Here is a 13,133-nt window from a genome sequence, read left to right as displayed (position 1 = left end):
TGAGAGAAATGGGGAAATTGTGAACGAAGTTTTTATCGTGCAAGGGGCCAGAACACCCATTGGCAGCTTTTTAGGTGAACTGTCCGGCGTATCTGCTCCAGAACTAGGGAGTGTCGCCATTCAAGGGGTGCTTAAGCGCAGTGGCATTAGCCCGGAAGCGGTGGATGAAATTATTTTGGGCTGCGTGTTGCCTGCGGCCATTGGCCAAGCCCCTGCCCGCCAAGCCATGCTCAAAGCAGGAATTCCCGATTCTACCGGGGCGTTAACCATTAACAAAGTGTGCGGTTCCGGGATGAAGGCGGTCATGCTGGCTGCTTCCGGCATCAAGGCCGGGGATCAGGATGTGGTGATTGCCGGAGGAATGGAATCCATGTCCAATGCCCCGCATTACCTGAAAGGCCTGCGAAATGGCGTGAAAATGGGCAATCAGTCGCTAATTGACGGCATGATTCACGATGGCTTATGGGACCCTTACAACGATTTGCACATGGGCAACTGCGCTGAGCAGTGCGTCACCGAATACAAGCTTACCCGTGAAGCCCAGGATGACTTTGCCAAGCAAAGCTATTTAAAAGCCCAAAAGGCCATTGAAAGCGGCGTGTTCCAGCCTGAAATTGAGCCAGTAAGCATTCCCCAGCGCAAAGGGGAACCCAAGTGGGTGGCGCGGGATGAGGAGCCTTTCAAAGGGGATCCTGAAAAACTGGCTGGCCTGCGCCCAGCCTTCGATAAAGCTGGGTCCATCACCGCTGGCAATGCGTCCACCATTAACGATGGCGCCGCTGTTTTACTGCTGGCCTCTGCCGAGGCGGTTGAAAAGCATCAGTTGAAGCCGGTGGCTAAAATTGTGGCATCGGCCACCCACAGTCAAGAACCCGTCTGGTTTACCACCGCGCCGGTGGGAGCCATGCAAAAAGCGCTGCAAAAAGCGGGCTTATCGGTGGATGATATTGATTTGTTTGAAGTGAACGAGGCGTTTGCCGCTGTGGCCATGGTGGCCCAGCAATCCTTGAACATTCCGGCTGAAAAACTGAATGTGCGTGGTGGTGCGGTGGCTTTGGGGCATCCTATTGGGGCCAGTGGTGCTCGTTTGCTGGTTACCCTCATTCATGCCCTGAAAGATGCGGGCAAGAAGCGGGGCATGGCTTCCTTGTGCATTGGCGGCGGCGAGGCCACGGCCATGATTATTGAATTGTTGTAGGCTGCGGCTATAGAGGGGACCTTTTGAAATGGCAAATCAGTGCGACATTGCTCAACACCCGGACAGTCAGGGCCAATCCGCTGCAATTCAAATTGTGGGGGTGATTGGCTCCGGGCAGATGGGCCATGGCATTGCTCAGGTGATGGCCCACAAAGGCGGCTTACAGGTGATTGTGCAAGATGTGAACGATCAGGCCCTGGAAAAGGCGGCGGCTGGCATTGAGAAAAGTCTGGAGAAGTTTGTCAGTAAAGACCTGTTGACTCCGGTCCAAAAAACGGAGGTGCTGAGCCGTATTCGCTTTGAACGCACCCTGGAAGCCCTGAAAGACGCCGACTTGGTGGTGGAAGCCATTGTGGAAAATGAGGCGATTAAAAAGGACGTGTTTCAGAATCTGGATGCGCTGCTGAGGCCTGCCGCCATTTTGGCCAGCAATACGTCCAGCATTTCCATCACCCGGCTGGCCTCGGCCACGCAGCGCCCGGCCCAGGTGATTGGCATGCATTTTATGAATCCGGTCCCCCTGATGAAGCTGGTGGAGATTATCCGAGGCGCTCAAACCAGCGACGCCACCTATGCCCTGATTGCCGATTTGAGTGCTCGACTGGATAAAACCAGCGTGGTCAGCCGAGATTTTCCGGGGTTTATTTCCAACCGGGTGCTGATGCCACTGATTAACGAGGCCATTTTTACGGTGTACGAGGGCATTGGTTCCGCGGAAGACATTGATACGGTGATGAAACTGGGCATGAATCATCCCATGGGGCCGTTGACCCTGGCCGATTTCATTGGGCTGGATACCTGCTTGGCCATTATGAACGTGTTGCACGATGGGTTTCAGGACCCCCGCTTTCGGCCTTGCCCTTTGCTGAAGCAATATGTGGATGCCGGTTATCTGGGTCGTAAAAGCGGACGTGGCTTTTTTAGCTATCGTTAAGCCATGAAGCGACTGGGTTTGAAATTCAACGAAAAAGCCGTTGGCCTGATTTTAATTATTTTGGGCTTGGCGTGGCTTTGGCGTGGCTGGTTGGCTAGCCCGAGATCCGGGGCAATTCAGGATGTTGGCGCAGAAACGGGCCAAAAAGCAATCTCGCAAAAAACAATCTTGATGGAAACAGGGCGAACGTCTTGCAAGGTGTTAACCGTATTTGATGGCGACACCTTGGGGTGCGACTTGAATCAGGATGGTCGCATTCAAAAACCGCAGGAGCAGGTGCGGCTTTTGGGTATAGATTCTCCTGAAATGCGCTATTCCCGAAAAAATCCCACTTACGGCAGTCAACACCCTACGGATGAACCATTCGCCAAAGAGGCCAGCCAATGGCTGACGGAGGCGGCTCAAGGGAAAACGGTGTATCTGGAGTGGGATCAACGCCGCTTGGACAAGTACCAGCGCACCTTGGCCTATGTGTTCGCCGAGTCCACCGCTCCGCAATCGTTGAACGCCCAACTGTTGGCAAAAGGCTATGCCACGGTGTTGTTTCTGGGGAAAAACCGGCGGTACGAGCCTGAATTTAAAGCTGCAGAACAACAAGCCCGCAGCAAACAGCAGGGGCTTTGGGCGACGGATTTTTAGCGGATCTGAATTTCTGTTGGATGGTTGAAGGATTATTGGGCAGGGGCATTTTGCAATAAGGCCTGCCCCAATTGCGCAAACAGGCGATCTAGCAGGTACAATGACATGCCCACCACGTTGAAATAACACCCGTCAATCCGTTCAATCAAGGTGCTGCCATAGCCCTGAATGGCATAGGCCCCGGCTTTGTCCATGGGCTCGCCGGTGGCGATATAGGTGTGAATTTCGGCATCACTCAAGGCCCGCATATGCACGGTGGTGCAAAGGGCCTCGCAAGCGATGGGGGGAACGTTGGGCAGGGCATCCGGGCTGAAAATGGCGATGCCGGTATAAACCTGGTGGGCGTTGCCTTGCAGGGCTTTCAGCATGCGGAAAGCGTCTTCTTTGGTTTTGGGCTTGCCAAAAATTTCGTGGTTAATCACTACCAGCGTATCCGAGCCAATCACATAGGCCTGATGATGGTGCTTATACACTTCCTGGGCCTTGGTGCGGGCCAAAAATTTCACCACGTCCGCAGGGGGCAAATGGCCCAAATCAAACCCTTCTTCATCGACATTGGGAACCACAATCTGAAAATCCAGCCCCAGTGAACCCAGTAACTCTTTGCGACGAGGTGATCCTGAAGCCAGAATGACCGGATGACTCAGGCGCAGCGGCTGCTGTTGGGTGGTTACGGGTTCCATTTCAATCATTGCAAAATCCTTTGGCGATACGGGGGAGGGATACTTGAGGGGGGTGTTATTCAGCGTCATTGAGCTTCCGGGGGGCGGGCCTTGCCCACCGTTTGGCCGGGTTGATGGTCTACGTAGCGTTTTTCCAGCAATTCGGTAGGCAAAAAATGCTGGGTGGTTTCGGGGTGATCGTGGGTATAAACATAGCCAATGCCGTGGCCATAGGCTTTGGCCCCGGCGTAGTGGGCATCTCGCAAGTGCGGGGGCACCGAATAGTTATGGCCGTTTCGGGTGATATCGGCCATGGCGGCGTCAATGGCCGAAATGGCCGCGTTGCTTTTGGGGGCGTTGGCCGTATAAATGGTGGCCATGGCCAGGGGGATGCGACCTTCCGGCAAGCCCAGCCTTTCCACCGATTGGGCGGCGGCCACCGCAAGTTGAAACGCTTTGGGGTCGGCCAGCCCCACATCTTCGCTGGCGGTAATCATTAACCGGCGGGCGATAAAACGGGGATCTTCACCGCCCGCAATCATTTTGGCCAGCCAGTAAATGGCGGCGTCCGCATCGCCACCCCGCATGCTTTTTTGATAGGCGGAGGCGTGATCGTAATGCTCATCCCCTTGCCGGTCGTAGTTCAGCCGGTTTTGCTGTGCCAATTGCTCCAGCAAGGTCATTTCAATCAGCCGCAGTTCTTCGCCTTGCTCGTTTTCAACCAGCGGGGCGCATTTGAAGGCGGTTTCCAGAAGGTTTAAAGCGCTGCGCCCGTCTCCGTTGGCATAATCGGCAATAAAGCCCATGGCCTCCAGAGAAATGGTCAGTTTTTGGCGGGTTTTCCCCAAAAACACCACCCCGCGTTTAATCAGGGTTTTCATATGCTCTCGGCCCAATTCTTTCAGGCGCACAATCAGCACTCTGGATAGCAGGGCCGGGATGACCTGAAAGGCGGGGTTTTCGGTGGTGGCCCCCATTAAAATAATGGTGCCGTTTTCCACAAAGGGTAAAATGGCGTCCTGCTGGGTTTTGCTGTAGCGGTGAATTTCATCGATAAACACCACTGTCTTTTCTCCGCTCAGCTTCAGCGATTCCTCAGCCTGAGTGATCGCTTCCCGCAGTTCCTTAATGCCGGAGTTGACCGCGCTAAGTTCAATGAAATTGGCCCCCGAACCAGTGGCGATAATACGGGCCAGCGTGGTTTTACCCACTCCCGGTAAGCCCCAAAACACCAGCGAAATCAGTTGGCGGGTTTCAATCAAATTTCTTACAAGGGGTGCCAGCGCCCAAAATTTCTTCTTGCCCCAGATAGTCATCAAGAGTTTTGGGGCGCATCATTTCAGGCAAAGGGGTCTGCCGGTTCTGTTCGGCAAGCAGGTTAAACAGGTTATTACTTGGCATGGCGCCCGATGCGGAGGCTGTTTTTTTCATGGCCGCTTTCCTAATGGCTTCATTTTAAGCGAAAGACAGGTAAAATAAGAAACATAGAATAAGAAATAGTGCCTGTTCACCGTTGATGACAGGAACCATTTCATCGGTATGGAAGAGGGCCAGGGCAGTTTTGTCCATTCAGATTTTTCCTTATAAATTAACTCAGGGAGAGTTAGAGGCCCGCTTGGCACCGGGTCTGACCCTGTTGCCCGGACAGCTGCTCCGGTTTGAGGGGGCAGCGCCTGTGTACGGTCAGGTGCAGGAATTGCGCGCCCTACCCCATGGCGTGGGAGGCCTTCAAGAAGGGCAAATCGTTCAAATCGCCCTGTTGCGAGGCTCTCCGTCTTTGGAGCCCATTCATATTACCCCTTTAACCCCCCGTCAAATGGTGGATGAGATGGTGCAGCTGTTGCCCGTGCCAGAGCATCCGCTGGATTTAGGGACTTTTCAGGCCGATTACTTGCGGTTGGGCGCTTTAACGCTGGTGACCGGGGATGATTTTTTATCCAAGTATCAGGTATTGCTCACCTTAATGGATGCGGTGAAGCCGTATCAGAAAATTCTGGTGCTGGACCCCATCGGGATTTTTGAATCGGTGGGAGATGTGGCCTGTTATACGGCAGGGGATACGGTTCGCTTGGGCTTGCAAGAGGTAAGCGCCAAGCGGTTTTTGGAAACCTTTGGGGGGCTGTTCCCCGCAGGTGTTCGCAAGCCAGTCACCGAAACAGTGGCTTCCCATTGGCCAGAAAGCGGCGCTTTTAGTGGCTTTAGCCCTTTGCTGGTCAGCGGCATGATTACCGAGTCTCTGCTCAAGAATTTAATTTTGCAAAATTGCGCCCATGTCATTCGCAACAAGGTATTTGCAGAGGCCCCTGAGCAGGTGCTGGATTTGAAAAAAATGGCCAAACATCCGGTGTCTGTGATTGATTTATCGGCTTTGCAAGCGCCCTGGAAGCGCTTTGTGTATCAGGAAGTGATGGAACAGGTTTTTTCCAGGCCGGAATTGGGCCTGACGCCGGTTTTAATTTACCCGGAAAATGAACTGCCCGACTTTGGAGACTACGTTAAAAGGGCCGATGCGCTCGAACTGCGGATGCTGGCCCTAGCGTCTCCCTACGTTGGCGACGCTATTCGGAATTTGGCCAACAACACGGTATCGGTCACCACGGGCCAAATCAGTACTTTGCAAGGTGATTTGACCGTGGGCCTACCCGTTGCTTTCGGTACGCCGGAACTGGCGCCTCAAACCGAATGGATTCCCATAGCGCATGAGCCAATGGCGCCGGTTCAGCCTGCTCCCGCCCCACCGCCTAGTGCTTTACCCTCCCCGGTGGCTCACGTGCTTGTTGAATCCCCTGTTGAGCGTTCCGTTGAGCTTCCTGTGGAGCCTTCCGTTGTTGAGTCGCCCCTTGAGCCTCCCCTTGAGCCCCCGGTTGACGCTGAGGAAGAATATGAAGCCGCACCGGGAATTTTTCCCGAGCCTCAACTTGCACAGTTTGATGCCTTGCCACAACCATTCCCTGTGTTTTTACAGGGTGAGCCTGAAACCAGTTTCTCTCCTTCGGATTTAAACACTTTGCCACCCTGGGGCCAGGACTCTCCCCCCCTGCCAATGGTGGAAGCCGAGCTGAACGATGCTTCTGCGCCGGTGAATGAAGGGACGGACGAGGATTTTACCTTTGAAATGACCTCGGCCTTGTCGTTTACCACCCCGGTGGTAGATTTATCGGCTCCGGGTATGGAGACGGCCCCCTCTTTTTTAACCGCCGAGCAATTAAGTGACTTATTAAACACCGCCGAGTCATCGCCCCCTCCTAAACCTGATCCACTGGATTACCCGGACGCGGATGAAGGGGCCATCCCGGATGCAATGGGCGACCATTCCAATTTCCCGCCCCTGAGCGTTGAAAATGAAGCCTTACCGGAGCCTGTGTTAGCGCAGCCTGAAGCCCCGCCTGCTCTGCCTTCTGCTGCTTCCACTGCTGCCTTGCCTTCTTTTCCGGTGCCGGAAGAGTTTGAGAAGGATGAATTTGATTTTGATGTCAATCTGGATCAAAAAGTGGATCAGTTGCCAGTGGATGCTATGCCGCTGGTACCTTCCCCTCGGGAAACAGGCGTTTTGGCAACGCCCGTTTCAAACAGTCTGAAGCAATTTGAGGCGGTGGAACCGTCTGTCACTTCCCCAACCCTTGATTTTGACGCGCCATTGCTTGCCAAAAAGCTGGCCGAGCATCAAGCGGTGCCGGTTGAACCCTCTGAGGCGACAGCCCCTCAAGAGTCATCACTCCCAGTTGTTCATGAAGCGCCACCCCCACAGCCTGCTGGCCCTGAAACGGCAGCCGCTTCCGAAAAGGTGGATGCTGGCATGCGGGAAGCGCTGGATTCCATTTATCCGCCATCCCCCCAGCCATTGGCGCAAGCCGCTGGTTTGGACAATGGGGCCGGTTGGCAGGAAGAAAGCTTGTCGGTGGTACAAAAGCCGCCGGAACCCCCCAGTGGGGAAGGCTCTCAAACGTTTAAGGCCGGTGACAAGGTGCAGCACCCCAGTTATGGCTTGGGCATTGTGCAAAAAGTCATTCCGGTGGATCAGTCGGTGATTTTAAATATTACATTTGAAAATGTGGGAAAGCGTTTGCTGGACCCGGCGTTGACCGCAATCTCTCGCTTGTAGAGTAGCCTTTTACGGGGGCGTTCATTTTTTGAATCCGGGTTTGGAGGACGGCGTTTTCTGAACAGTGAGAGGCATTCACCATGGGGGCGAGGAGCTTGGCGCCGTCAGTCTGGGGCTGGACTATGTTAAAATCTGAGGTTCAGGCTTGACGCTTGGCCCGTGCCATCCGTTTGTGGAAAAGCCAACCCGTTTTTACCGGGCTGGCTTGGTCGAATGGATCCGGGTTCTCTTGGTGATACGCCCCTTGTTCATAACAGCTCGTTCGTAACAGAAAGGTTCGCAGGATGCAGGAACCGTCCGTACAGGAATCCCAGTCCATCAACTACAAAGAAACTTTGAACTTGCCCCAGACCGCTTTCAAAATGAAAGCCGGGGCCGCCACTCGTGAAGTGGAAATTGAAACCCACTGGGAAACGGCCAAAGTTTATGAAACCCTATGCGCTACCCGTGATAAGGCGCATAAGTTTGTCCTGCACGATGGGCCTCCTTACCTCAGTTCCGACAAAATTCATATTGGCACGGCGCTTAACAAAATTCTGAAGGATGTTGTGACCCGCTACAAGTCTCAGCAAGGGTTTTATACCCCCTATGTGCCGGGATATGACGGCCATGGCTTGCCCATTGAAAATGCGGTGGTCAAAAACATTAAAGGCGGTCGGCATGCCATTTCTGAAGTGGAATTGCGCAAACGTTGCCGGGAATTTGCGCTGGCCAACCTCAAGGGGCAGGAAACCAACTTTAAGCGGCTGGGGGTTTGGGGCCATTGGGAAAAGCCTTATATCACCATTGACGCTGAGTTTGAGGCCACTCAAATTAAGGTGTTTGGCGCTATTTACGAAAAAGGGTTTGTTTACAAGGGCTTAAAGCCAGTTTACTGGTGCCCTACCTGTGAAACTGCCTTGGCGGATGCCGAAGTGGAATACGGAGATCATACCAGTCACAGTATTTATGTGAAATTTCCGGTAAAAAATCTGGAAAAAAACGGGTTGGAAGATTCCTTTAAAACCATGCTGGCCGATGCCTCGCTGGTGATCTGGACCACTACCCCCTGGACTTTGCCTGCTAACCTGGCTTTGGCGGTCAATCCCGAGTTCGCTTATCATCTGGTGAAAAGCCGGTGGGGCAAATTGCTGGTGGCCGAAAAATTGCTGCCCGCCTTTGCCAAAGTGATGATGACCCCTGAAGAATGGGTGGAGTATGACCTGCTTGGCTCTACCGATGATTTTGAGGCCATTGCCGAATTTGAAGGCAGTGAATTGGAAGGGCTGATTACCAGTCATCCTTTCATCGATCGGGATAGCCCGGTGCTGATGGGCGATCATGTCACCCTGGAAGCGGGAACGGGCATTGTGCATACCGCCCCCGGCCATGGGATGGAAGATTATCTGGTGGTGCAACAATATAACCGGGAGCAGTTCAAGGATAATCCTCTGCCCATTCTGTCTCCCATCGACAATAGCGGCAAGTTTACCGAAGAAGCCTTGGTGCCCGAGCTGTTGGGGGTGCCTTATCATTTGGGCAATCCCATGGTGCTGGATATTTTAAGGGCCAAGAACGCCTTGTTGCACGACAGCAAGTTCACCCACAGCTATCCCCATTGCTGGCGGTGCCACAAGCCCGTGATTTACCGGGCCACCGATCAGTGGTTTATTGATATTGAAAAATTCCGGCCAGATTCCCTAAAAGCCGTGGATACGGTGCAATGGCTCCCGGAGCGGGGGCGCAACCGTATTTTTAACATGGTGGAAGGCCGAGGCGATTGGTGCCTGAGTCGTCAGCGGGTGTGGGGCGTGCCTATTCCCATTTTTTATTATGAAGACAACCGGGATGTGCTGATTACCCCAGAAATCATTGAGCATCTCTACGGCCTGTTCAAGGTTCATAGTTCAGATATCTGGTGGGAGCAATCGGCCGAAGAATTACTGGCCGGGTTGCCTGCGGACTTGAAAGCCCGTTATGGGGTTGGCCAGCGAACTCTGGTTAAGGAAATGGACATTATGGATGTCTGGTTTGACAGCGGGATTACCCATACCGCGGTGGTGGACGCTCGCAAGGATGAACTGGGAGCGTTGCCGGTGGAACTGTATCTGGAAGGCTCCGATCAGCACCGGGGCTGGTTCCAGTCGTCGTTGTTAACCAGTGTCATGCTGTATAATCAGGCGCCTTATAAAAGCGTGTTAACCCACGGTTTTGTGCTGGATGAATCCGGGCGTAAAATGAGCAAATCGCTGGGCAACGTGGTGGATCCCAACTCGGTGATTCGGGAATACGGGGCGGATGTGCTTCGCCTGTGGGTGGCCAGCGTGGATTACACCAATGACGTGCGAATTGGTAAAAACACCTTGCACCAAATGGCGGAAGTGTATAAAAAAGTGCGAAACACGGTGCGCTTTATACTGGGCAATCTGTCCGATTTTGATCCGGCCAAAGATGCCATTCCCTATGCGTCGTTGTCCCTGCTGGATCGCTATAGCCTGCATCGCTTGCACCATATTTTAGGCAACATTACGGATGCCTTTGAAAAATGGGAATTCAACCGCTATTGTCACGAAATTCAGTATCTGTGCATGGCAGATCTCTCTGCCCTGTACTTTGACGTGACCAAAGACATTTTGTACTGCGATGCGGCCAACGCGCCCCGTCGGCGGGCGGTACAAACCGTGCTTTACGAAATGCTGCAAACCATTTTGCCGGTATTGGTGCCGGTGACCCCGCACCTGGCGGAAGACATCTGGCTCAGCTTGCCCGAAAACCAGAAAACCATCGTGGATGGTCAGATTCCGGTGAGCGCAACCTTGTTGCCGTGGCCTCAAATCAACGCCCAGTTCCTTCAGCCGGAGTTAACCCAAACATTTGAAGTGTTGCTGGCGGTGAAGGAAGCGGTCAATCAGGCGTTGGAAGTGCCTCGCTCTGAAGGGCATATTGGTAAATCGCTGGAAGCACAGGTGGTCATTCAGCCTACAGATACTGCGGTTGGCACCTTATTGGCCTCTTTATCCGCCAGTGAGCGAGAGGTGCTGTTCAATGTTTCCGCCGTGAGTCTGGCGGATGCGCCGCCGGACACCAGTGCCAGCCAGTGGCATACTCAGGCATCAGGAAATGGGGCGCATGTGTATGCCATGCCCGCTGAGTATGCCAAATGCATCCGTTGCTGGAAGTCCGATCAGGCGGTTGGCAAAATGCCGGGTCACCCGGAGATTTGTGAACGCTGCTATCAGGCGGTTCAATAGTCGTTCATTAATTTTTCCCATCCATTTGTTTCAAAAACATCCTCCCCGAGGAACATTGTGCTGGGATGCCGTCCCTGTGTATGATGGAAGAGATTCCATTTTTTACGAGTTGGAATGAGATCCCCTAATCAGTCTGTTTTTGGAATAAAGGAGAATCAATGAATTACAAGCAAATTATGCCCGCCGTGGCATTGACCCTTGGCGTGGCTGCTACCATGAATGCGGCTCAAGCAGGTAGTCTGTTTCAGATGAGCGAAGTGACCAGCAATGGTACTTTGATTGCTGAAGCAGAGCACAAGTGCGGCGCTGAAAAAGCAGCTCATGATTGTGGCGCTAAAAAAGACGAGCACAAGCACGACGCCAAAGACGCCCATCATCATTGCGCCGCTGATAAAGACCACAAACACGACGCCAAAGATGCTGAGCATCATTGCGCCGCTGACAAAGACCACAAACATGACGCCAAAGACGCTGAGCATCATGGTGCGGCTGACAAAGAACACAAGCATGATGCCAAGGACGCTGACCATAAATGCGCTGCTGGCGCTTGTGGTGCCGATAAATAACCGGTTAACCGCTTATTGTTCAAGTTGAATCTGGAAGAGGTTGACCGAATGGCTTTAGCCACGCACTCGCATCAAGCAGCCACTGGTTTTCAGGGCTGCCCTGTGCTGGGCGTTGGCTTGGGCTTGCGTCGACCTCTTCTGGAGGATACTTTGGCCGCCACCGACTTAATCGACTGGTTGGAATTCACCCCCGAAAACTACATGGGCCGAGGGGGAAAAGCCTTGCGTCTCTTGCAGCGAGCCAAGGCCAGCTATCCATTAATCAGTCATGGGGTCAGCCTCTCCTTGGGCAGTCTGGACCCCATTAGCGAGGCCTATTTGGCTGAGTTGTCGGATTTGTTTGGCTGGACTCATCCGGCCTGGTTTAGCGATCACCTGTGCTTTAGCAGTTTGGACGGGAATTATTTCAACGATTTAATGCCGTTGCCCCGCACCCCGGAAACAGTTCAGCATGTGGCCTCTCGCCTCAAGCGCTTGCAAGACCGCATGCAGCGGCCCGTGCTGATTGAAAATATTTCCCAGTATGTAAATACGCCTTTTGATGAAATGCCGGATGCGGCCTTTATTGCCGCTATTTTAGAGCAGGCCGATTGTGGCTTGTTGCTGGATGTGAACAATGTTTATGTCAATAGCGTCAATCATGCCTTTGATCCGGTGGCCTTTCTGGATGCGCTTCCCCTGCATCGGGTGGTGCAAATTCATGTGGCCGGGCATCATCAGTTCCCGGAAGGTTTGGTGGATACCCATGGCGCTGCGGTGATTGAACCGGTTTGGGTGCTGCTGCGCTGGGTGCTGAATCGATGCAACCCCTGCGGGGTTATGCTGGAGCGGGATACTTATTTGCCTGCTTTTGCCGATTTAAAGCCCGAGCTGCAAATGATTCGGCAAATCTGGAAAGAAACCGCTCAGCCTGAAATGGCTTCCAAAGGCCGTCAGGCTTTCGCTCAGGACGTGCTTAATGTCGCTTCTTGAGTGGCAAACCGGCTTGAGTCAGGCTTTGCTCTTGCCGCATCAGCCCACCCGTGATGCCAGCCGCTGGGCCTTGCTGGGCCAGCAAGATGCTTCTAAATTGGCGCTCTATCAAGAATTAATGTTTAACACGGTGCGGGATACCCTACAAAATATCTACCCGTTTACCTATGCCTTGTTAAGCCAGCACGGTCAGGATTTACAGGCATGGCATACGCTGGTGGATGATTATCGACGCCACTGCCCCAACCGCTCTTATAAGTTGATGGGGGCTATCAGTAACTTTCATGACTATTTGGCAACGCAAGCCGACTTGATGGAGCATTATCCATTTTTGGCGGATTTGGCCTTGTACGAATGGCTGGAAATGGAAGTACTCAATTTGCCCGATGTTGCCTTGTCGTCAGGTTTAAAGCCCGAAGTTCCGGGTTTGACGCAGTTAGGCTCATTTTGTCCAGTTTGGAACCCGGTGAAACGCTTGCAGGGGTTTCATTACAACATTCCGATTTTGCTCGATCAGCTTCAGGCCAAGCGCAGCACAGCGCCGTTGGCCTCGGCGCCACGGGATCCGGTGGAGATACTGATTTATCGAGACCCGGAAACATTGGAGGTTCGGTTTTTTTGCCTGAATGAAATCACGGCCTCCCTGATGCGATTGAGCGAGGCGGGCTCTTACCATCAGGCGTTGCTGGCTTTAAAGCTGGAATTGCCTATGCTGGCGGATATTCCTGCAGCGGTAATTGCGGAGCAGGCCTTGGCCTTATTTCAAAACTGCCTTCAAAAGGGAATGCTGCTGGGTTCAGTTTCGGTTGAATAAAATAATGGATTGATTG

At 53.1% G+C, this 13,133-nt stretch carries 11 protein-coding genes; 8 read left to right on the top strand and 3 right to left on the bottom strand.

The window, feature by feature from the left end; all coding sequences use genetic code 11:
* Positions 1 to 16: 16 nt before the first annotated feature.
* From ACEW81_RS07410 to ACEW81_RS07400, 3 genes are read left to right on the top strand one after another with little or no spacing between them, the layout of a single operon-like run.
* Complete coding sequence (locus ACEW81_RS07410; RefSeq protein WP_373532493.1) at positions 17 to 1,198, top strand: thiolase family protein; 1,182 nt, start codon at positions 17 to 19, stop codon at positions 1,196 to 1,198.
* A 28-nt stretch (positions 1,199 to 1,226) separates the two neighbouring features.
* Positions 1,227 to 2,132 carry a 3-hydroxybutyryl-CoA dehydrogenase gene (locus ACEW81_RS07405; protein ID WP_373532331.1) on the top strand — a complete coding sequence of 302 codons (906 nt, stop codon included), beginning with the start codon at positions 1,227 to 1,229 and terminating at the stop codon, positions 2,130 to 2,132.
* 3 nt (positions 2,133 to 2,135) lie between these two features.
* A complete protein-coding gene (locus ACEW81_RS07400) occupies positions 2,136 to 2,771 on the top strand; it encodes a thermonuclease family protein (RefSeq protein WP_373532330.1) in 636 nt (211 codons plus the stop codon).
* 32 nt (positions 2,772 to 2,803) lie between these two features.
* On the opposite strand, the gene ACEW81_RS07395 is transcribed toward ACEW81_RS07400, so the two are convergent.
* The 3 genes from ACEW81_RS07395 to ACEW81_RS07385 are packed head-to-tail and all read right to left on the bottom strand — an operon-like array spanning position 2,804 to position 4,864.
* Complete coding sequence (locus ACEW81_RS07395) at positions 2,804 to 3,463, bottom strand: Maf family protein (RefSeq protein ID WP_373532329.1); 660 nt, start codon at positions 3,461 to 3,463, stop codon at positions 2,804 to 2,806.
* Between the two features lie 56 nt (positions 3,464 to 3,519).
* Entirely contained in the window at positions 3,520 to 4,695 is a 1,176-nt protein-coding gene (locus ACEW81_RS07390) for a replication-associated recombination protein A (RefSeq protein WP_373532328.1), read from the bottom strand.
* Positions 4,688 to 4,864: a hypothetical protein gene (locus tag ACEW81_RS07385; protein WP_373532327.1), complete on the bottom strand. Its 177-nt coding sequence runs from the start codon at positions 4,862 to 4,864 to the stop codon at positions 4,688 to 4,690. Before ACEW81_RS07385 ends, ACEW81_RS07390 begins: the two co-directional genes overlap by 8 nt.
* A 130-nt stretch (positions 4,865 to 4,994) precedes the next feature.
* Here ACEW81_RS07385 and ACEW81_RS07380 point away from each other — a divergent pair, with 130 nt between their 5' ends.
* From ACEW81_RS07380 to ACEW81_RS07360, 5 genes are all read left to right on the top strand, one after another.
* Entirely contained in the window at positions 4,995 to 7,535 is a 2,541-nt protein-coding gene (locus ACEW81_RS07380; RefSeq protein WP_373532326.1) for a hypothetical protein, read from the top strand.
* Positions 7,536 to 7,819: 284 nt separating this feature from the next.
* Positions 7,820 to 10,765 (top strand): isoleucine--tRNA ligase, encoded by a 2,946-nt coding sequence (ileS, locus tag ACEW81_RS07375; protein WP_373532325.1) that lies wholly within the window; start codon positions 7,820 to 7,822, stop codon positions 10,763 to 10,765.
* 158 nt (positions 10,766 to 10,923) lie between these two features.
* Positions 10,924 to 11,331, top strand: coding sequence for a hypothetical protein (locus ACEW81_RS07370; RefSeq protein WP_373532324.1), 408 nt, complete (start codon positions 10,924 to 10,926; stop codon positions 11,329 to 11,331).
* A 48-nt stretch (positions 11,332 to 11,379) separates the two neighbouring features.
* Positions 11,380 to 12,303 (top strand): MbnB/TglH/ChrH family RiPP precursor modification enzyme, encoded by a 924-nt coding sequence (locus ACEW81_RS07365; protein WP_373532323.1) that lies wholly within the window; start codon positions 11,380 to 11,382, stop codon positions 12,301 to 12,303.
* A complete protein-coding gene (locus ACEW81_RS07360) occupies positions 12,290 to 13,117 on the top strand; it encodes an HvfC/BufC family peptide modification chaperone (RefSeq protein ID WP_373532322.1) in 828 nt (275 codons plus the stop codon). Before ACEW81_RS07365 ends, ACEW81_RS07360 begins: the two co-directional genes overlap by 14 nt.
* Positions 13,118 to 13,133: the final 16 nt, after the last annotated feature.

Source organism: Vampirovibrio sp., assembly GCF_041737375.1.
Lineage (GTDB): Bacteria > Cyanobacteriota > Vampirovibrionia > Vampirovibrionales > Vampirovibrionaceae > Vampirovibrio.
This window is presented reverse-complemented; position numbering and strand designations above follow the sequence as displayed.